Raw genomic sequence first — 19,998 nt, 5'->3', positions numbered from 1 at the left:
GATCGCGCCCGGGATTCAGCCGTCGCACATCCCCGCTCTCCGTAGCGGTCATGTCAAATCCAGTCGGTCACGGAAGAAGTAAGGGGTCGGGCCGTCGCGCACCGCGGCGGACCGGCGGCCGCCCTTGCTGATCCGTCCCCGGAGACTGCCATGACCGTGCTGCCCACCACCCCGCTCGCCCCCATCCCGGACCGGCCCACCGGTTCCGCTCCTTCCGCCCCTGCCCCCGCGCCCTCCGCCTTCGCTCCTTCCGTGCCCGCTCCTTCCGTGCCCGTTTCCTCCGGGCCCGCCTACCGGGTCTCGCTCGCCGTCGACGAGGACGACGTACGCGCCGCACAGCGCCTGCGGCACCAGGTGTTCGCCGGTGAGCTCGGCGCCCGGCTGGACGGTCCCGAGCCCGGCCTGGACAGCGACGCCTTCGACACGTACTGCGACCACCTGCTCGTACGGGAATCGGCCACCGGCGACGTCATCGCCACCTACCGGCTGCTGCCGCCCGAACGGGCCCGGATCGCCGGACGCCTCTACGCGGACAGCGAGTTCGACCTCTCCCGGCTCGGGCCGATCCGGGACGACCTGGTCGAGGTCGGCCGCTCCTGCGTCCACCCCGCGCACCGGGACGGCGCCGTCATCGCCCTCATCTGGGCCGGACTCGCCCGCTACATGGAGCGCTCCGGCCACACCTGGCTGGCCGGCTGCTGCTCCATACCGCTCGCCGACGGCGGTGCCATGGCCGCCCGCAGCTGGGACACCGTACGCACGAAGCACCTGGCGCCCGAGGAGTACTGGGTCACCCCCCGCCGCCTCTGGGACGCCTCCGGGCACCCCGCGGGCGACGGTGGCGCCCGCGCCGACCTGCCGCCCCTGCTGCGCGGCTACCTGCGGCTCGGCGCCTGGGTGTGCGGAGCCCCGGCGTACGACCCGGACTTCAACGTCGCCGACCTCTACGTCCTGCTGTCGCTGCGCCGCACCGACCCGCGCTACCTGCGCCACTTCCTTTCCCTCGCCCCGCTGCGATGAGCGTCTGGCTGCCCGTCGCCCCGTGCACCCCACGCGAATGCGCCGGGCACCACGGGGCGGTACGGGCCCCCCTGCCCGCCGCCGCCCTGCTGCTCACCGGGTGCGCGCTCACCCTGCTCGGCGCGGTGTGCGTCCCGGCCGTACTGCTGCTCGGCGCGGCGCACCGCGACCGGCTGATCCGCCGGTGGGCGTACGCGGTGGTACGCGCCTTCGGTGTACGGGTGACCATCAGCGGCCGACCGGTGCGACGGGACACGGCGGGTGCGGGCGAGCTCGTCGTCGCCAACCATGTCTCCTGGCTCGACATCCCGCTCGTCGCCGCCGCACTGCCCGGACGGATGCTCGGCAAGAAGGAGATACGGAACTGGCCGCTGCTCGGCCCGCTCGCGGCGCTCGGCGGCACGCTGTTCATCGACCGTGACGGGCTGCGCGCCCTGCCGGGCGCGGTGCGGACGGTCGCCGGGGCGCTGCGCTCCGGCGACCGGGTGGTCGCGTTCCCCGAGGGCAGCACCTGGTGCGGCCGGGGCCCCGGCGGCCGGTTCGCGCCCGCCGTGTTCCAGGCGGCGATCGACGCCGGGGCACGGGTGCGACCGGTCCGTATCGACTACCGCGTCCGCCGCCGGGACACCGCCGACAGCGCCGGGGGCGCGGGAGTCGCCGACGGCTCCGGGGGCGGTACGGGCGCCGTCGCCGGGGCCGTCGCGTTCGTCGGGGACGACCCGCTCGCCGTCTCGCTGTGGCGGGTGGTGCGGGCCGCCGGACTCACCGCCGAGATCCGGGTCCTGGAGCCGGTGACCCCGGCCGGTGAGCCCGGCAGGCGGGCACTGGCGCGCGCGGCCCGCGCCGCTGTCCTGGGCGCCGGTCAGACAGCCGTGGCCAGCGACAGCGCGAACCGGCCCGCGGAGTCCGTCCACCACTGATCCAGCCGCAGCCCCGCGACGGCCAGCTCCTCACGCACCCCCTCCTCGCGGAACTTCGCCGACACCTCCGTACGCAGTTCCTCACCGGTCTCGAAGGGGACCACCAGATTCAGCTCCGGGATCTTCACCGTGAGGGCCCGACGGGCGCGCAGCCGCATCTCGATCCACTCGGCGCGCGGGTCCCACACCGCGACATGGTCGAACGCGTCCAGCGGGAAGTCGGCGCCGAGCTCACGGTTGACGACGCTCAGCACGTTCTTGTTGAACGCCGCCGTCACCCCGGCCGCGTCGTCGTACGCGGCCACGAGCGTGCCCTCCTCCTTCACCAGATCGGTGCCGAGCAGCAGCGCGTCGCCGGGGGAGAGCAGCGACCGTACGGAGTGCAGGAAGGTGGCACGCTCCTCCGGGAGCAGATTGCCGATCGTGCCGCCCAGGAAGGCGACCAGCCGCGGCCCCGGCGTACCCGGCAGCGCCAGGCCGCCGGTGAAGTCGGCGATCAGCGCGTGCACGGAGAGGTCCGGCCGTTCGGCGAGCAACGACTCGGCGGCCCCCGTCAGCGCGCTCTCGCTGACGTCGACCGGCACGTAGCTGTGCAGGTCGCTCAGCGCGTCCAGCAGGTGCCGGGTCTTCTCGGAGGAGCCCGAACCCAGCTCGATCAGGGTCCTGGCCTTGGAGAGCGCGGCGATCTCGGGGGCGCGGGCCAGCAGGATCTCCCGTTCGGCACGCGTCGGGTAGTACTCGGGCAGCCGGGTGATCTCCTCGAACAGCTCACTGCCGTGCGCGTCGTAGAACCACTTGGGCGGCAGGGTCTTCGGGTGCCGGGTCAGGCCGCTGAGCACGTCGGCGCGCAGCGCCGCGTCCGTCGCGTCCACCGGCAGGGTGCGGGTCAGCAGAAAAGGACTCACGCGGTGGGCTCCTTGAGCGGGGTCAGCAGGATGTCGGTGGAGGTGGCGACCAGCAGCGTGCGGTCGGGGACCTCCTGCCAGCGGGAATCGTCGTCGTACGGCTCCGAGGCCACCACCGTGCGGCGGCCCGGTGCCCGGAGATACCAGAGGGAGTCGCCCCACGCGGTGCCCACGATCGTGGAGCCGTCGGTGAGCAGCAGATTCAGCCGTGAGCCGGGTGCCGCCGCAGCGATGTCGCCCACGGTGTCCGCGACGGCCTGCGGCACGGCGTCGCCCATGGCGATCCGGTGGCGCACGAGCGCCCAGATCAGCGCGGAGTCGCTGCGGGCGGCCAGCGTCAGCAGGGCGGCGGGGGGCAGCGCGGCGGCCGGCGGCGCGAGCGATCCGGGCCAGCCCCTGACCGCCCCGTTGTGGCTGAACAGCAGCCGGTCCGCGGCGAACGGCGCGGCCGCGGCCTCCCCGTCCGCGCCCGCCTCCGTGGCGTCACGGACCGCGGCGAGCAGCGCCGTACTGCGCACCACCCGGGCCAGATCGGCGAAGGTCTCGTCGCCCCAGACCGGGCCGCGGCGCCGGTAGCGGCCGGGCACCGGGTCGCCGTCCGCGTACCAGCCCACGCCGAAGCCGTCCGCGTTGACCGTGCCGTACTTCTGCCGCCGAGGTTCCCAGGACTGGCGCACCAGCGAGTGCGGGGGCGAGAGAAGGATCTCGCCGAGCGTCACCGCCGGTCCCAGATAGGCGATATGACGGCACATCACGCGTCCTTCGCGGTACGGAAGCCGGAAAAGATCTGGCGCCGTACCGGCAGGTCCCAATTGCGGAACGTGCCCCGGCAGGCGACCGCGTCCACGGCGAACGAGCCCCCGCGCAGGACCTTGTGGGCCGGGCCGAAGAACACTTCCGAGTACTCGCGGTACGGGAAGGCCGCGAAGCCCGGGTACGGGAGGAAGTCGCTGGACGTCCACTCCCACACATCACCGATCAACTGGCCCGCGCCGGACGGCGAACGGCCCGCCGCGTAGGCGCCGGCCGCCGAGGGGCGCAGATGGCGCTGGCCCAGGTTGGCCCGGTCCGCGGTGGGATCCTCGTCGCCCCACGGGTAGCGCCGGGAACGCCCGGTCGCCGGATCGTGGCGGGCCGCCTTCTCCCACTCGCTCTCCGTGGGCAGCCGCCTGCCCGCCCAGCGGGCGTAAGCGTCCGCCTCGTACCAGCTGACGTGCAGCACCGGCTCGTCGGCGGGCACCGGCTCGGTGACCCCGAACCGGCGGCGCAGCCACTGACCGGCGTCCCGGTGCCAGAACAGCGGGGCGGACAGCGCGTGTTCACGCACCATGGCCCAGCCCTCGGGTGCCCACCAGCGGGCGTCGGTGTAGCCGCCGTCCTCGATGAACCGCTGGTACGCGCCGCAGGTGACCGGCGCCGTGTCGAGGAGGAACGCGGCCACCTCGCGCCGGTGTGCGGGCCGTTCGTTGTCCAGGGCCCACGGCTCAGTGGATGTCCCCATGGTGAACGGCCCCGCCGGGACCAGGACTTCGGCGGGCAGAGCCGGAGTGTCCGTGGGGGGCGGCGGTTCCGGCGCGGTCAGCGCGGCCGGTCCCGCGCGCAGTTGATGGGTGATGAGCATCGTCTCGTCGTGCTGCTGTTCGTGCTGGGCGATCATGCCGAAGGCGAACCCGGCCCGCTCCAGCGGGCGCCCGCCCGAGTGCAGCGCGGCGCCCTCCAGCAGGTCCAGGGCCCTGCCCCGTACCTCGGACGCGTACGCGCGTGCCTCGGCGGGCGCGAGGAGCGGCAGGGAGGGCCGGGCGGCGCGCGGGTGCTCGAAGGCGTCGTACAGCCCGTCGATCTCCGGCCGCATCGCCTCCCGGCCGCCCACGGTGCGCAGCAGCCACAGCTCCTCCTGGTTGCCGATGTGCGCCAGGTCCCAGACCAGCGGCGACATCAGCGGGGAGTGCTGGGCGGTGAGTTCGTCGTCCTCCACGCTGTCGGTGAGCAGCGCGGTGCGTTCGCGGGCGGCGAGGAGCGCGTCGAAGGCGCGACGCCGCAGCGCCTCGGGGTCGATGCCGGGTCCGGTATGCGCGTCGGTCATCAGGAGGTTCCCCTTCCGGTGTGCGGCTTCGTGGTCCCCGCGGCCCATGCGGCCCCGGCGCCCGGCCCCGTGGGGTCGGGCAGATCGTCGGCCGGACATCGGCCCCGGGCGGCGAACCGGTCGTTGAAGTCCGCCACGGTGTTCTGCACGGCCTGGCTCGCGCCGATCCGGGGGAGTGCCTCCAGCGCGACCTCGAAGCAGGTGGCGGCCGCCGCCCGCAGTTCGGGGTCGGCCAGGCCGTCCCGGGCGGCGGTCGTCCAGAGCCGGTTGCGGGGTGCGGCAGGTGTGCCCGCCGTCTCCGCCAGCGGTTTGACGGTGCGGTACACGGTCTCGGCGGCCTCCGGGTCGTCGAACAGGGCGGTGGTGAGGGCGAGCGGCACCAGCCATCCGTCCGGTCCGCTCTGCGCGTCGATCATGCGCAGTTCGAGATGCCCGCGCGGGCGGACCGGAGGGAAGAGGGTGGTGATGTGGTAGTCGAGATCGGCGCGCACCGGCGGCCGGGGCGCGCCGCCGCGGATCCACTCCCGGAAGGTGAGCCCGTCCGGCACGGTCCACGGTCCTTCGTCGCCGCGGATGCACATCACCGTCGTGTCGAGCGCGTGGGCGGCCCAGGCGTCGCGCGGGGGGAGATGGCCGGGCGGTGCCAGCGAACGTACCGGATCGAGATGCGCCCACAGGGCCTGCCGGGTGGACTGCCAGCCGGTCCTGCGCCCTTGCTGGTAGGGGGAGTTGGCGAACGCGGCCACCAGGACCGCACCCAGCAGATGCGCCAGCTGCCAGCGCCGTCCGTAGCCGAGCGGCCCCGGCTCCTCCACCCCGGCGTCCAGACAGACCTGGACGGACGCGGAGGTACACATCATGGCCCGGCCGTACGGGCCCGAGCGGTCGAGCGCCCTCTCCATGGCCTCGTAACGCGGCTCCAGCAGCCTGCGTCGCGGTGGATGCCACGGGTCGACGCCCAGACCGACCGGCGCGAGGCCGAGCCGCCCGAGGCTGTCGCGTACGGCGGCCAGATCGGCGGCGGTGGCCTCGACGCACGCCATCAGGGAGTCCGCGGGAAGCGAGCTGAGCTCCAGCTGACCACCCGGTTCGAAGGTCAGTGGGGCGCTCAGCGGCAGGGCGCGGACCGCGTCGACGGCGGCCTCGTGCCGCTCGGGGGACACCGCGACGTCGGGACGTTCACGGTCGTGGATGAGCCATTCGACCTCCACGCCCACGGTGCGGGGCGGACCTGTCTTGAAGCAGATGCCGCGCAGTAAATCCTCCGCCTCGCCTTCCCCGAGGGGGGCTGCGACGGGCGGGCGCGTGCCGTGATCACCGGGATTGTCCGGGGGCATACGGGGCCTCCTCTTCGGTTACATCGATACCACCCAAACCCGTCCCGTGAGATCGCACAAGAGTGCCTCTGCCCGACAAAAATATGGTTGCGTCCATGCCGTCGCGGGGTCGAACATGCCCCGTATGCACCACACGGGGACGCGCCCATGAGCGCACGACTGCGCGGCATCGCCCGCGAGACCGAGGCCATCGTCGAGGCGGGCCGGTACCGCACGGCGGAGGGCCGCGAGGTCTCCATCGAGCGCGCGCTGACGGCCGCACTCTCCGGCACCCGGCTGTACGGCCCCGAGCCCGTGCCCGTCGCGGCACTGGACACCGACCGCGTCGCCGCCATCGAGGTGACGGACGAGAGCAGCCTCCGGGCGGCTCGCCGGATGACCGGCGAGGCGGCGGGCAAGGTCGCCGTCCTCAGCTACGCCTCGGCCCGCAATCCCGGCGGGGGCTACCTCAACGGCGCGCAGGCCCAGGAAGAGGCCCTGTGCCGGGGCTCCGCGCTCCACGCGACCCTGTTGCGCGCCCCCGAGTACTACGCGCACCACCGAGCCGAACGCAGCGCGTTCTACACCGATCGGGTGATCCACTCGCCCGGCGTGCCCGTCTTCCGCGACGACCGGGGCCGGCTGCTCGACCTCCCGTACACCGTCGGCTTCCTCACCTCGCCCGCGCCCAACGCCGGAGTGATCCGCAGGCAGACCCCGGACGAGGCGCACCGCGTCCCGGCCGCGCTCGCGAGCCGTGCCGAACGGGTGCTGGAGGTGGCGGCCGTACGCGGCTACCGCAGGCTGGTGCTGGGGGCCTGGGGCTGCGGCGTCTTCCAGAACGACCCGGCCCGGGTGGCGGGTGCCTTCCACGCGCTGCTCGCCGACGGCGGCCGGTTCGGCGGCCACTTCGAGCAGATCGTCTTCGGCATCCTGGACCGCGACCCCGACTCCGCGGTCCGGGCCGCGTTCACCCGGATGTTCGCCGACCGGATCCAGGTGTAGGGCGGACCACTTCGCGGTGCGCTGCCGCCGTCACGGCCGGGGTGTACAGCGGCGGGTCCGGGGCCGGTTCCGGGTCCGCGCGGTCCGGTGCCGCCGTCACGGTCAGTTCCAGCCGTACCGTTCCCGCAGCCGCACGGCGACCAGATCGAACCGGTCCCGGTCCAGCGCGCACGCCTCCCGTCGCATCCCGTCCTCGTGGATCCGCAGCACCCGGTCCAGATCGGCCCAGGACGGCCGGCCCGAGCTGTCCCAGGGGCCCGCCCCCAGCGCCACCCATTCGCGGTCCGGGTCGTGCTGCTTGCTGGAGAGCTGGACGGCGAGCAGGGTACCCGTCTGCTCGCGGGCCACGACGAGTACCGGCCGGTCCTTGCCGCGCCCGTCGTTCTCCTCGAACGGCACCCAGGTCCAGACGATCTCGCCAGGATCGGGATCGCCGTCACGGTCGGGCGCGTACGAGGTACGGACCGGTCCCGCGTCGCGCGGGTCGGCCTCCGAGGTCGCGGTCGGCCCGTTGCGGCCGGGGAAGTCGGAAGCGCTGTCGGTGCTGTGTGTGCCGTGGTGGAACGTCATCGCATCACCGTAGGACCTGGACGGCCCATTCCGTGGAGCGGGTCCGCCGAACAGGCCGCAAGGTCGACCTCATGGCCCTCGCAGTCCTCGCCCAGCTGTCCCGAACCGCCACCGTCGCCGCGCTCCTGGCAGCGGCCCTGCTCCCGGCGGCGCCTGCCGGAGCGTCAGCCCCATCGTCATCAGGAGAACCGCCCCCCACACGCACACCCTCACCCTCAACCGTAGGGTCAGACTCCGGTTCCGCGGGAGGCGGCGCGACCACCCCGCCCCGCACCGTGTCGGCCTGGCTGCCCTACTGGGACCAGGAGGGCGCGTACCAGGACGCCCTGCTCCACGCCGATCAGCTGCACACCGTCAGCCCCTTCTGGTACCAGGCCATTTCGGCGGGCCGCATCGACGCACACCCCGGCGCGGGCGAGCGCCGCATCATCGACGGACTGCACCGGGCGGGCGCCGAGGTCGTGCCCACGGTCATGGAGACGATGAAGTCCGGAGCCCTCGCGGCGATCCTCACCAGCCCCACCCGGCGCGCGGAGCACGCCGACGCCTTGATGCGCACGGTCCGCAGCCGCGACTACGACGGTCTCGACCTCGACTACGAGTCCATCGCCGCCACCGGCGACGCCACGTACGCCAAGGTCCGCGACGGCTTCACCGCGCTCGCCACCGAACTGTGCGACCGGCTCCACAGCCTGCGCAAGAAGTGCGTGATCACCGTCTTCCCGAAGACCGCCACCACCGGACGCATCTGGGACTACGCGGCGATCGGCAAGGTGGCCGACCGCATGCGGATCATGGCCTACAACCTGCACTGGTCCAGCGGCGAACCGGGACCGATCGCCGACACCCGCTGGTACGAGGACATCCTCACCCGGGCCACTGCCCTCGTACCGGCGGCCAAGCTGGAAATGGGGCTCCCCGCCTACGGCTGGGACTGGTCCACGAGCGGCGCCAAGTCCGCCACCAAGCACGTCACCTGGAAGGACGCCGAAGCGCTGCGCCGCGAGAAGGGCGCGCCCTACCGGCTCGACGAGGTGTCTGGAACGCCGTACTTCACCTACCTGGACGGCACGGAGCGACGCGAGGTCTGGTACCAGGACGCACGCGGGGTCGCCACGCATCTGCCGGTGCTGCGCCGCCACGGCGTACGCAACACGGCGCTGTGGGCCCTGAACTTCGAGGACCCGGAACTGTGGCCGGTACTGGCCCGTGGCTGAGTTCACTCCACGTACAGCCCCCACTCCGCCGTACGGGGCCCCGGGCCGTTCCCCGACCCGGACGGTCTGGAAGACTGCCCGACGCCATGAGCCAGTTACCCAAACAGCCCGCCGCAGCCTCCGTTCCGACCAGCGCCGATGTGGCGCGACTCGCCGGAGTCTCCCGGGCCACCGTGTCGTACGTACTGAACAACAACGCCACCGTACGGATCAGCGAACCCACCCGGCACAGAGTCAGAGAAGCCGCCACCCGACTCGGCTATGTGCCCCACGCGGCCGCCCGCAGTCTGCGTGCCGGACACACCCGCATGGTGCTGCTGCCCGCCGGACACGTCCCGGCCGGACCCGCGCACCACCACTTCTTCCAGGAACTCCAGTCCGGCCTGCGCCGCCTCGACTACACCGTCGTCCAGTACGGCAGTGTCGGCCTCGGCGCCGACGAGGCCGCCAGGGCCTGGGCCGAACTCCGGCCCGTCGCCGTCGTCGCACCCCCCGGTGTCGCCCTCACCCCGCACGGCATAGCCGTGCTCACCCGATCCGGAGCCAAGGCGGTCGTCACCCTGGGCCCGGAACCGGTCGACGGCGCGCACGCGCTGGTCATCGACCAACGGGAGGTCGGCAGTTGCGCCGTCGGGCATCTGCTCGGGCGCGGCCGCCGCCGGATCGGCGTGGTCATGCCCCAGGAGCCGGGCCTAGCGCCGTTCGCCGAACCACGCCTGGCCGGAGCACTCCGCGCGGCGGAACCGGCGGGCGCCCGCGTCCAGCCGCTGCCGCTGCGCTACGAGGAGGAGTCGGCGGCGGGCCTCGCCGCCCGCTGGCGCACACTCGGCCTGGACGCGGTCTTCGCCTACAACGACGAGTACGCGATGCTGCTGACAAGAGCCCTTCAGGACGTGGGCGTCGAGGTGCCGCGCGAAACAGCGGTGATCGGCGCGGACGACCTGATGCTGGGCAGACTGCTGCGGCCGAGACTGAGCACCGTACGGATGGAGCTGGCGACACAACAGCCCCTGGCCGAGATGATCGACCGGCTGACGCAGCACCCCGGCGGAGCACCGGAACGCCACGACCTGCTGCGCACCCGTGCCGTCCCCCGCGAATCCAGCTGACCGGACCCCCGAGCGGCGTGACGACATGCGCGGGACACGACGGATGTCTAGCGTCGAAGGCATGAGCCATCCGCAGAGCTACGAGATCCTGCTGGTCCCCGAGTTCGACAAGTCCGGCACCGACGAAGCCCCCCGGCCCGGCCGCGCCATCCGTTCCGCGGTCGTGGCCGCCACCGGCCAGAGGGGGGAGTCGGGCTACCCCCGCTACGCCGGCGACGGCATGGTGGCGGACATCGACCCGGCGACCCGCACCGTGGAGGCGCTGCTGGTCGACGGCGCGGAGCTGGACTACGGGCTCTCCGTCAGAATCTCGGAGAAGAGCGTGGACAGCGGCACCGACCAGAACACCCGGAGCTGATCCGCCGTCGCGGACAGCGATGAGGGGCCGGCCCGTCCGGACCGGCCCCTCATCCCGACCGCCGCGCCGCGAAAGCCCTACCGCTGCTCCGGCTGCTCCTGCTTCTGGGCCTCGACGGACTTGCGTACCTCGTCCATGTCCAGGTTCCGGGCCTGTCCGATGACGTCCTCCAGGGCCGTCTCGGGAAGCGCGCCGGGCTGGGAGAACACGGCCACGTTGTCCCGCACGATCATCAGCGTCGGGATGGACCGGATCTCGAAGGCGGCCGCCAGCTCCTGCTGCGCCTCCGTGTCGACCTTGGCGAAGACAAGGTCGGGGTGGCGCTCGGACGCCGAGTCGTAGACCGGTGCGAACTGCCGGCACGGGCCGCACCAGGAAGCCCAGAAGTCGATCAGCACGAAGTCGTTGTCACTGACGACCTGATCGAAGTTTTCCTTGGTGAGCTCTACGGTGCTCATGCTGTGATACCTCTTCCTGTGCCCGTTTGGACGTGTCCCGCACAACGGTGACCGTCCTTGCGCTATTCCGCCTTCCCATGTGGCCGTGGCGCACACCCACGATCAGACTGTTCGCATGACCGACGCAGCGGAGGGCGCAGTGGAGAACACCGAGTACGACGTCGTGGTGATCGGTGCGGGGCCGGTGGGCGAGAACGTGGCCGACCGGGCCCGCGCCGCCGGGCTGAGCGCGGCTGTCGTGGAGTCCGAGCTGATCGGCGGCGAATGTTCGTACTGGGCGTGCATGCCCAGCAAGGCTCTGCTGCGCCCCGTCGTCGCGCGGGCCGACGCCCGCCGCGTCCCGGGCCTGAGCGCCGCCGTGCAGGGCCCCCTGGACGTCGAGGCGGTCCTGGCCCACCGCGACGTGTACGCCTCGCACTGGAAGGACGACGGCCAGGCCGCCTGGCTGGACGGCATCGGCGCGGACGTCTACCGGGGCACGGGCCGCCTCACCGGCCCCAGAAAGGTCACCGTCACCGCCCCGGACGGTACGGAACACGGGCTCACCGCCCGGCACGCCGTCGCCGTCTGCACCGGCAGCAGGGCCGTCGTCCCCGACCTCCCCGGAATCGCCGACGCCCGTCCCTGGACCAGCCGCGAGGCGACCAGCGCCAAGGAGGTGCCCGGCCGGCTGGTGATCGTCGGCGGGGGCGTCGTCGGCGTCGAGATGGCGACCGTCTGGCAGGCCCTGGGGGCCGAGGTGACGATGCTGATCCGGGGCACGGGCCTGCTGCCGAAGATGGAGCCGTTCGCGGGCGAGCTGGTCGCCGAGGCGCTCACCGGGGCCGGCGCGACGATCCGTACCGGAGTGTCCGCCACCGCCGTACACCGGGCCGGGCAGGACGGACCGGTCACGGTGGAGCTGGACAACGGCGAGCGGATCGAGGCCGACGAGATTCTCTTCGCCACCGGCCGGGCACCCCGCACCGACGATCTGGGCCTGGAGACCGTGGACCTCGAACCCGGCTCCTGGCTCACGGCCGACGACAGCTGCCGGGTCGAGGGCAGTACCTGGCTGTACGCCGTCGGGGACGTCAACCACCGGGCGCTGCTGACCCACCAGGGCAAGTACCAGTCCCGTATCGCGGGCGCCGCGATCGCCGCCCGCGCCCAGGGCGTCCCCCTGCTGGAGACCGACCGCTGGGGCGCGCATGCGGCCACCGCCGATCACGCCGCCGTCCCCCAGGTCGTCTTCACCGACCCGGAGGCGGCGTCGGTCGGCCTCACCCTCGCCGAGGCCGAGAAGGCCGGCCACCGGGTACGGGCGGTCGACCACGACCTGGCCGCGGTGGCGGGTTCCGGTCTGTACGCCGACGGGTACCGGGGCCGCGCCCGCATGATCGTCGACCTGGACCGGGAGATCGTGCTCGGCGTCACCTTCGTAGGGCCCGGCATCGGCGAACTGCTGCACTCGGCGACGATCGCGGTCGCGGGCGAGGTGCCCATCGAGCGCCTGTGGCACGCGGTCCCGGCGTATCCGACCATCAGCGAGGTGTGGCTGCGGCTGCTGGAGGCGTACCGGGACGCGTAGCCGCGTGCGGGCGGTTGCTTCGACGGGCGTTCGGCATGCCTTCCGTGTTCATCGCAGGGTGAGCCGGGTCTCGGATGTGACGCGGGACAGCTTCTCCGGGTTGCGGACGTAGTAGAGGCCAGTGATGCGGGTGTCCTCGACCCGGATCGCCATGACGCCGTCGATCTCCCCGTCCAGATGGACGAGGAGTGCCGGACTGCCGTTGACCACGGTGGGAGCCACGGTGATCGGGCGCTGGTTCCTGCCGAGACCGCCGATCATGAAGCGGGCCACCTTTCCGGCGCCGGTGATCGGCCGCAGCGCGGCCTGCTTGATGCCGCCGCCGTCGCTCATGAGGACGATGTCCGGGGCGAGCACATCGAGGAGACCCTGCGGGTCCCCGGTTTCGAGCGCGCGCCGGAACGACTCCAGGGCCGCACTGGCCACGCTCGGGGAGACCACCTGGCGAGGGCGGCGGGCATCGACATGCCGACGGGCGCGGTGCGCGATCTGGCGGACGGCCGCGGGGCTCTTGTCGACGGCCGCCGCGATCTCGTCGTAACCGACGTCGAAGACCTCGCGCAGCACGAAGACCACGCGCTCGGTCGGCGACAGCGTTTCGAGGACGAGCATCATCGCCATCGACACACTCTCGGCGAGCTCGACGTCCTGGGCCACGTCCGGTGCGGTGAGGAGCGGCTCGGGCAGCCAGGGGCCGACGTACGCCTCCTTGCGGCGCTTCATCGTGCGCAGCCGGTTGAGGGACTGCCGGGTCGTGATCCGGACGAGGTAGGCACGCTGGTCGCGCACCTGCTCCAGGTCGACCTCGACCCATCGCAGCCAGGTCTCCTGGAGGACGTCTTCGGCGTCGGCCGCCGATCCGAGCATCTCGTAGGCGACGGTGAAGAGCAGGTTGCGGTGGGCGACGAACGTCTCGGTCGCCGGGTCCGTCGTCCCGGTCTCCGGGGCAGTGGCGTGGTCGCTCATGTCCCGATCCCTCTCCTTCGCGGTCGGCCCCGGTGGAGGAGGGCCGTCGAGCGCGCATCCACAGCAAGGTCCTTTCTACCGGCGGCCGTTCGATCCGATGCACCTGGCCGGTGCGATCAGGAGTGTGACACCACCCGGTGCCGCCCCGGCCGACCGGACCGGCCACGAGTACTCAGGCCGCCGGTTCAGTGGCGGCCGGCACCTCGCCGCGCCTGGCCTCCAGCAGCTGTCGGCGCGTGTCGTCCTTGGTCCAGGACCAGCTGAGCGAACCGGGCCTGCGTGCCTCGTCGGCCAGCTGCTTGACCGTGCCCCGGCAGATGAACTCCTTGAGCTTCGCGCCGGGGCGGCCGCCGAGATGGAACCTCATCGCGGTGTCGTTCCGATGGGCGAACTGGAAGATGCCGACGCGGCGGCCCAGGCTGATGCACTGTCCGGCGAACCCCAGCTCGATGGGCGCGGGTCGCTCGTCCGCGATCCGGCTGAGCACCGTGTCGGCGGCGTGCGCGCCCAGCGGACCCGCGGCCTGGCAGCTCATCCGGAACGGCAGGTCCGAGGGCGCCGCCGAATCCCCGGCCGCGACGATGCGCGCGTCGTCCACGCTCGTCAGCGTCTCGTCCGTGAGCAGGCGGCCCAAGGCGTCGGTGCTCAGGCCGCTGCGGGCGGCCAGGTCAGGCACGCCGAATCCGGCGGTCCACAGGGTCACCTCGCTCGGCAGTTCACGGCCGCCACTCAGCCGCACGGCATCGCGCGTCACCGCCGTCACCTTCGCGTCGGGGCCTTCGAGCACGGTCACACCGAGCGTGGCCAGCCGTCCGGCAACCGAGCGTCGACCGCGGGGGTGCAGGTACGGGCCGAGCACGTCGCCGCAGACCAGGGTCACGGTGCGGCCCGCCTCCGCCAGCTCGGCGGCGGTCTCGATGCCGGTCGGACCGGCACCGACCACCGTCACCGCGGCCGTCGCCGACGCGGCGTCGAGGACCGACCGCAGCCGCTGCGCCTCTTCCAGGCCGGCGAGCGGGTAGGCGAACTCGGCCGCTCCGGCCACCCGCGGGTCGGCGCTGCCGCTGCCCACCGCGTACACCAGATAGTCGTAGCCGACCGTGCCGCCGGTCGCCAGCGTCACGCCGCGCCCGGCCGCGTCGATCCGTGTCACGGTGCCGACGACCAGCCGGACGCCCACGGCCAGGATGTCCCGGTAGTCGACGACCGCGTCGTGGGTCCCGCCCACCACTTGGTGCAGACGGATCCGCTCGACGAACGTCGGGCGCGGATTGATCAGCGTCACTGTCACGTCGTCGCGCCGCGTCAGGCGATTGGCCGTCATGACACCGGCGTATCCGCCGCCGATCACGACCACAGCGGTGTTCTCAGTCATGGTGTCTCCTTCGTTTTGAGGCGTTCGGCCTCAAGACACCGCGTGATCGGCCCTTGTGACAGCGTGTGAGGCGGATCACTCCCCAAGGGGTCGACCCTGAGGGCTCGACCGTCACTGCCGTACGGCTACGAGTACGTAGCTGTTGCCCACCTGCCAGACCGGACTGGCGTTTGTGAAACCCGCCTCCTTCAGCAGTTCGACATGGCGGGCCACGGTGACGGAGCAGTCGGAGTGCTCGGTGGCGCGTCGGCGCCTTCGCGCGCACAACTCCGCCAGTTCGGGTTCGTGCTCGATCGCCGCCCACCACGCTTCCCAGTCCTCGTGGTCGAACGCCCGCTGCCGCTCGGCCCTGCGGGTTCCGACGAATTCGGCGATCTCGGCGACGCTCGCCCCCTCCTGGGAGAGGTGGTCCGCGTTGATCAGCACGCCGCCGGGCCGCAGGAGCGTGGTGAGCTCGGCGTAGGTGCGGCGCAGCACATGTTGGGGGAGGTAGTGGAGTGCCGTGGTGGAGACGACCGCGTCCACCGGTCCCCGCAGTTCCAGCGTGTCGATCCAGCCGTCCTCGCCGATGACCGCCTCGACATAACGCGCCGCGTTCGGATGGCGGGCGCGCCCCAGTGCCAGCAGCAGGGGGTCCATGTCGACGGCGACGATCCGGGCCGTCGGCAGGCGCCCGACGAGCCGCGCGGGCAGGGAGCCCGGACCGCAGCCCAAGTCCAGGATGCGGGGCCGGTCATGGCCGGCTGTCACGTGCTCGACCACGTCGGCGACCACGGTGAATCGCTCTTCCCGGTCGATCGCGTACCGCTGCTGCTGCTGTTCCCAGCGGTCCACCCACCGTTCGGCCGTCGGCATGCTCACGCTCATCGTGCGGTACCACCCCTGCTCTTCCGGTCTCTTCCCGAGACTCCGAATCTACAGGTGAAAATGGTTTTCATGATTGCGGCGCCAGTGAAGTCAGTACATCCAGCAGGCGGTCGATCTCCTCCCGGGTGTTGTACGCGTGCAGGCTGACCCGGACCGAGTTGCGCTTCTCTCCGGCGCGCCCCTGGCACAGGCCGTCGGCTCGGACCATGAACCCGTGGCTGAACAGGATGAACCCCAGGTCCACCGAATCGATGTCCGAGTGGCGGAACGTCACGATTCCGTGGCGCTGCTGCACCGCGGACTGCTCCGCCAGACTCAGCTGACACCCCACCACCTCGTACGGGGGCAGCCCGCGAAGCCCTTCGGTGAGGCGGGCCGCCAGGCCGACGGTCCACTGTTCGATACGCGCCGGCCCGGCGCCGTCGAGCCAGTCGAGGGCTGCTCCGAGGCTGGCGATGCCGACGGTGTTGGGGGTGCCCTGCCAGCCGCGCGGGGCGAACTCCGCCCCGCGCAGGCCACGGGACCAGACCGCTCCCGACCCGGGCAGGGCCAATGCCTTGTGACCCGAGAAGACGGCGAAGTCGACGTCCAACTTCCTTAGCGACACCGGCAGATGGCCGACGCTCTGGGCGGCGTCCAAGGCGATGGCCACGTCCGGGCCCACCGCTTCGCGTATCCGGCGTACGTTCATGTCGCCGCCGTAGACATGGTGAACATGTGTGGCCGCGACGAAGCGCGTGCGAGGAGTCAGCATGTCGGACAGCGCGCGGGTGTCGTAGTCGCCCGAGGACTCCTGGTAGGGCATTTCCCGGACGCCGACCTGTATGTTCCGCCGGGCCAGGACATCCCTGGCCTCCAGCCAGGGCGAGACGTTGGCCTCGTGATCGGCGAACGGGACGATGATCTCGTCACCGTCGGCCAGTTCGTCCACGAGCCAGTCGAGTGCCACCGTCCGCAACCCCTCGGTCGTCCCGCTGACGAAGTGCACCCGGGAGCGGGCGGGGTCCGGATCGTCGAGGAACGCTTTGACACGCTCCCGTACCCGCTCGATCAGCGCCGTGGTGCTGTTGGCCCAGGGATACGTGCCCCGTCCCGCATTCGCGTTGGACGTCGTGAGGTAGTGGTGGACGGCATCCAGAACCGGCTGGGGTTTCTGCGCTGTCGCGGCGCTGTCCAGGTAGGCCAGCTCCGGGTGTGCGGTGATGATCGGGAATTGGGCACGGATCATTCCCTGCCAAGCGCTCAGATCCTCCCAGGAGGAATTCTGTCCGTGCTGAATCACGAAGATCACTCCCGTATCAGCGGGGCGCCCGCATCGCGCCAGGCGATGATGCCCCCGGCCAGGCTGCGGACGTCCGGGTGACCCATACGGGTCAGGAGAGCCGCGTACTTGAGGGACTTCTCGCCGACGGGGCAGGCCAGGAGTACGGGCTGTTTCTTGCTGAACGGCAGCCCTCCTCGGACGAGGTCCTCGAAGAGTTCGTCAACGATATTGATCGATCCGGCGATATGGAGCGCGGCATAGGCGAAGGGGCTGCGCATGTCGACCACGGTCGGCCCGGCCTGCTGTATCCAGTCCTGGGCCTCCGTGACGCCGATCGCGGACGCATGTGCCATATCGGCATCCGAGAGAGATGCGACCGAGTGGTCCTTCGGTCGTTGTCCGAGCAGTTCGGGCCGACGCTTCCTGATGTAACTGAGATAGCTTTCCACGCGATCGCAGACAATGAATACAGCCGTTTTCCGTCCGGTCAGCTGTGAATCTATTTCCCGTAGATGGCGAACGGTCCCGAAATAGGCTGCTCCACCGGTCGGTCCCGCCAGTATTCCGCACTTTCGGAGAAGCGTGACCATCCCGTCGATGGCCTCATCGGACGTGACGGATTCGATGGTGTCATAGGTCTGGGGATCGAATAACCCTACCTCCTGGACCTCATCGATATTCCGAATCCCGGGAATGAAGTCTGACTTGTCCGCGACCAGCCCGATCACCCGCACCTTGGGGTCCTGGTTTCGCAGCGCGTGTGCTACACCGGTCGACGATCCGGCGGTGCCGACGCCGGAGATGAACCAGTCCGGCGCCCGGTTGCCGAGGTCGGCGATGATCTCGGGGCCGGTTCCGGTCTCGTGCGCCTCGGAGTTGAGGCTGTTGTAGTACTGGTCCGTGTGCACATACGAACTGCTCGGGTCGGACAGGCTCCGGTGGAAGAGCGTCAGCGGATCGTCGGTGTTCGTCGGGTCGAGGCATTCACTCCGGCCCGGCAGTTCTTCTATTTCCGCTCCCAGGAGGAGGAGTAATTCCTTGATCTCCGGGATCTTCATCCGGTTGGTCACGCTCTTGAATCCTATGCCGTGCATGCCCGCTATCGCCGCGAGGGCCTTGGCGGTGTTTCCGCTCGACAGCTCCACGATCTGGCTGCCGTGCTCGACCGCCGAAGGCAGTCCGGGCCGCACCATGTTCCAGGCGGCCCGGTCCTTGAGCGATCCGAAGGGATTGCAGAATTCGAGTTTCGCGAAGACGTCGATGTTCTGGAGCCCGTGCACGCGCGAGTCGATGCGTACCAAGGGGGTGTCGCCCACCGTATCGATGATGTTGTCATATCTCACGGGCGTCCCCCGGGGAATGTATGGGCCAGTACTGGTCGTCGAGACTCCACTGCCAGCCGTCGGTATCTCGGTAGAGCGCCACCTTGCGGGCGGACGGTCGTTGCTGGGCGTTCTGGGCGTTGAAGTCCATGCAATAGCCCGCGGTATTGGCGAAGGCGAGGAGATCTCCCGGGACCGGCCGACGAGGAAGGAACACCATCCTGCGCGTGATCAGATCGGATTCGAGACACAGATTTCCGTGGAGATACACCCCGACGGAATCCGGTCCGTCGCTCGGCCGGCTCGGCCCGCCGCGGTCGAGGAGCACGGGGTCCATGAGAATCCCGTGCTCTTCCAGCGCGCAGTCGTCGGCGTTCATGGCGAGCCGCACCGTGTACGAGCCGTCCGGATTCCCGCGTACCCCGTCCGGATTCCCGCGCACCTCCAGCACGCGCGCCAGGGTCAGCCCGCACTGGTCCACGAGCGCACGTCCCGGCTCGACGCACAGGTCATAGAGACTCTCCAGCAACAAGGTGGCCAGGGGACGGCCGAGCGACGGGGCGGGGTGGCGCAGGAGTTCGTCGAGGTAGTCGACACCGGCGACCGGGCGGTGGGAGGGGTAGAGCTCCAGGGCGCCGCGAAGGGTGCCCGCCTCGCTGCTCAGCCCGTAACGGTGATCGCGCCACGTCAGCGCTTCGCGCCGGCCCAGCGCCGCCAGGGTGAGCTGCGTGGTGTAGTCCTCCCACTGTGCTTTGTGCGCGAGGTAGTTGACGCCGAAGCCCCCTCCGATGTCGAGCACACGCGGGTGCATTCCTCTGGCCCGGCACTCGTCCATGGCCCGGATGCAGCCCTCCATGGCCACCGCCTTCTCATCGAGGCTGGTGGTGTCGAGGTGGAACGCGACGCCGATGATCTCCACCGCGTCGCGATGCCGTTCCGCCGCGTCCAGCAGGCCGGACAGTTCACCGGCCGGGGAGCCGAAACGGCTGCGGCGGCTGAGTACCTTCACCCCCTGGGCGGCGAAGTCCGACAGCCGCAGGAGGACCTTCGCGGGCGCCAGCCCATGGCCGCGCACCAGAGCGGCCAGGGCTTCGAGTTCGGTTCGCCCCTCGACGTTGACCGTCACTCCGGTACGGGCGGCCAGCCAGAGGAATTCCGGTTCCTTCGGGCCCGTCGCGCTGATGCGGTCCGCAGTGAAGCCGCAGGCCATGGCGTGCTGCAACTCGTGCAACGACGCGACGTCCATGGCGGCCCCGGTGGCGGCGAGCCGGCGGACGAGCGCACTGGACCGGTTGGCCTTGTGGGCGAAGGAGATGTCCCCGCCCAGACGATGGCGCCGGTACAGCGACCGGAACCGGGAGACGTTCTCGGCGACCTGGTCCGGAAGCACCACGTTCAGCGGCGACCCCAGACCGTCCACGAGGCTGTGGAGGAGCGGGGCCGAGGCCAGTAATGACTTCGGCCGTGGTTCGAGCCTTGGTTCCAAGTACAGAGGAGAAGCCAACGACGGCACGCGCCTTCCCAGGGGCATGGGAGGCAACTGGGCGGACTGCGGGGCCGGTCGGCGCTGCCTCGGGCGGTCAAGGGATTCATCGAAATGATTGTCATATCGATGATGTCCAGGCTGCGGGAGCTGTATGCCTGTCCGTTACGCGAAAAACCGGGGCAAGCCG

Annotated in this window: 19 protein-coding genes; 7 read left to right on the top strand and 12 right to left on the bottom strand. The window is 71.2% G+C overall.

Annotation, left to right across the window (positions count from 1 at the left end; all coding sequences use genetic code 11):
• Positions 1 to 150 precede the first annotated feature (150 nt).
• Both OG413_RS31435 and OG413_RS31430 read left to right on the top strand, forming a co-directional pair.
• Positions 151 to 1,020 carry a GNAT family N-acetyltransferase gene (locus OG413_RS31435; protein WP_266811531.1) on the top strand — a complete coding sequence of 290 codons (870 nt, stop codon included), beginning with the start codon at positions 151 to 153 and terminating at the stop codon, positions 1,018 to 1,020.
• Positions 1,017 to 1,940, top strand: coding sequence for a 1-acyl-sn-glycerol-3-phosphate acyltransferase (locus OG413_RS31430; protein WP_266811529.1), 924 nt, complete (start codon positions 1,017 to 1,019; stop codon positions 1,938 to 1,940). The genes OG413_RS31435 and OG413_RS31430 overlap by 4 nt, the downstream gene beginning before the upstream one ends.
• Here OG413_RS31430 and egtD read toward each other — a convergent pair.
• From egtD to egtA, 4 genes are read right to left on the bottom strand one after another with little or no spacing between them, the layout of a single operon-like run.
• Entirely contained in the window at positions 1,883 to 2,845 is a 963-nt protein-coding gene (egtD, locus tag OG413_RS31425; RefSeq protein WP_266811527.1) for an L-histidine N(alpha)-methyltransferase, read from the bottom strand. The two genes, OG413_RS31430 and egtD, sit on opposite strands and share 58 nt — an antisense overlap.
• Positions 2,842 to 3,597 carry an ergothioneine biosynthesis protein EgtC gene (egtC, locus tag OG413_RS31420; RefSeq protein WP_266811525.1) on the bottom strand — a complete coding sequence of 252 codons (756 nt, stop codon included), beginning with the start codon at positions 3,595 to 3,597 and terminating at the stop codon, positions 2,842 to 2,844. The genes egtD and egtC overlap by 4 nt, the downstream gene beginning before the upstream one ends.
• On the bottom strand, positions 3,597 to 4,928 hold the full coding sequence (egtB, locus tag OG413_RS31415; RefSeq protein ID WP_266811523.1) for an ergothioneine biosynthesis protein EgtB: 1,332 nt from the start codon (positions 4,926 to 4,928) through the stop codon (positions 3,597 to 3,599). The genes egtC and egtB overlap by 1 nt, the downstream gene beginning before the upstream one ends.
• Positions 4,928 to 6,265, bottom strand: a complete 1,338-nt coding sequence (egtA, locus tag OG413_RS31410; RefSeq protein ID WP_266811522.1) for an ergothioneine biosynthesis glutamate--cysteine ligase EgtA — start codon at positions 6,263 to 6,265, stop codon at positions 4,928 to 4,930. The genes egtB and egtA overlap by 1 nt, the downstream gene beginning before the upstream one ends.
• 147 nt (positions 6,266 to 6,412) lie before the next feature.
• On the opposite strand from egtA, the gene OG413_RS31405 reads away from it, so the two are divergent.
• Entirely contained in the window at positions 6,413 to 7,249 is an 837-nt protein-coding gene (locus OG413_RS31405; RefSeq protein WP_266811520.1) for a TIGR02452 family protein, read from the top strand.
• Positions 7,250 to 7,351: 102 nt separating this feature from the next.
• Here the strand turns inward: OG413_RS31405 and OG413_RS31400 are convergent, their stop codons facing one another.
• Positions 7,352 to 7,819 (bottom strand): type II toxin-antitoxin system PemK/MazF family toxin, encoded by a 468-nt coding sequence (locus tag OG413_RS31400; RefSeq protein ID WP_266811519.1) that lies wholly within the window; start codon positions 7,817 to 7,819, stop codon positions 7,352 to 7,354.
• A gap of 275 nt (positions 7,820 to 8,094) precedes the next feature.
• On the opposite strand from OG413_RS31400, the gene OG413_RS31395 reads away from it, so the two are divergent.
• The 3 genes from OG413_RS31395 (at position 8,095) to OG413_RS31385 (ending at position 10,503) form a co-directional block, all read left to right on the top strand.
• Positions 8,095 to 9,036, top strand: a complete 942-nt coding sequence (locus tag OG413_RS31395; protein WP_266811517.1) for a glycosyl hydrolase family 18 protein — start codon at positions 8,095 to 8,097, stop codon at positions 9,034 to 9,036.
• A gap of 86 nt (positions 9,037 to 9,122) precedes the next feature.
• Entirely contained in the window at positions 9,123 to 10,145 is a 1,023-nt protein-coding gene (locus OG413_RS31390; RefSeq protein WP_266811515.1) for a LacI family DNA-binding transcriptional regulator, read from the top strand.
• A 61-nt stretch (positions 10,146 to 10,206) separates the two neighbouring features.
• Complete coding sequence (locus tag OG413_RS31385) at positions 10,207 to 10,503, top strand: hypothetical protein (RefSeq protein WP_266811513.1); 297 nt, start codon at positions 10,207 to 10,209, stop codon at positions 10,501 to 10,503.
• 77 nt (positions 10,504 to 10,580) lie between these two features.
• Here OG413_RS31385 and trxA read toward each other — a convergent pair whose 3' ends face one another.
• On the bottom strand, positions 10,581 to 10,961 hold the full coding sequence (gene trxA, locus OG413_RS31380; RefSeq protein WP_266811511.1) for a thioredoxin: 381 nt from the start codon (positions 10,959 to 10,961) through the stop codon (positions 10,581 to 10,583).
• A gap of 115 nt (positions 10,962 to 11,076) precedes the next feature.
• On the opposite strand from trxA, the gene OG413_RS31375 reads away from it, so the two are divergent.
• A complete protein-coding gene (locus OG413_RS31375; protein WP_266811509.1) occupies positions 11,077 to 12,531 on the top strand; it encodes an NAD(P)/FAD-dependent oxidoreductase in 1,455 nt (484 codons plus the stop codon).
• 48 nt (positions 12,532 to 12,579) lie between these two features.
• Here OG413_RS31375 and OG413_RS31370 read toward each other — a convergent pair whose 3' ends face one another.
• The 6 genes from OG413_RS31370 to OG413_RS31345 form a co-directional block, all read right to left on the bottom strand.
• Positions 12,580 to 13,497, bottom strand: a complete 918-nt coding sequence (locus OG413_RS31370; RefSeq protein WP_266811507.1) for an RNA polymerase sigma-70 factor — start codon at positions 13,495 to 13,497, stop codon at positions 12,580 to 12,582.
• Between the two features lie 172 nt (positions 13,498 to 13,669).
• Positions 13,670 to 14,872 (bottom strand): NAD(P)/FAD-dependent oxidoreductase, encoded by a 1,203-nt coding sequence (locus OG413_RS31365; protein WP_266811505.1) that lies wholly within the window; start codon positions 14,870 to 14,872, stop codon positions 13,670 to 13,672.
• Between the two features lie 111 nt (positions 14,873 to 14,983).
• On the bottom strand, positions 14,984 to 15,739 hold the full coding sequence (locus OG413_RS31360; protein WP_266811503.1) for a trans-aconitate 2-methyltransferase: 756 nt from the start codon (positions 15,737 to 15,739) through the stop codon (positions 14,984 to 14,986).
• 67 nt (positions 15,740 to 15,806) lie between these two features.
• Positions 15,807 to 16,967: an aminotransferase class V-fold PLP-dependent enzyme gene (locus tag OG413_RS31355; protein ID WP_266813192.1), complete on the bottom strand. Its 1,161-nt coding sequence runs from the start codon at positions 16,965 to 16,967 to the stop codon at positions 15,807 to 15,809.
• Positions 16,968 to 17,026: 59 nt separating this feature from the next.
• Positions 17,027 to 18,346 (bottom strand): pyridoxal-phosphate dependent enzyme, encoded by a 1,320-nt coding sequence (locus OG413_RS31350; RefSeq protein ID WP_266811501.1) that lies wholly within the window; start codon positions 18,344 to 18,346, stop codon positions 17,027 to 17,029.
• On the bottom strand, positions 18,336 to 19,856 hold the full coding sequence (locus tag OG413_RS31345) for a Y4yA family PLP-dependent enzyme (RefSeq protein ID WP_266811499.1): 1,521 nt from the start codon (positions 19,854 to 19,856) through the stop codon (positions 18,336 to 18,338). The genes OG413_RS31350 and OG413_RS31345 overlap by 11 nt, the downstream gene beginning before the upstream one ends.
• Positions 19,857 to 19,998 lie beyond the last annotated feature (142 nt).

The organism is Streptomyces sp. NBC_01433 (genome assembly GCF_026340105.1).
Taxonomy (GTDB): domain Bacteria; phylum Actinomycetota; class Actinomycetes; order Streptomycetales; family Streptomycetaceae; genus Streptomyces.
The sequence above is the reverse complement of the archived record's forward strand: the minus strand, read 5'-3'. Positions and strand labels throughout refer to the sequence as shown.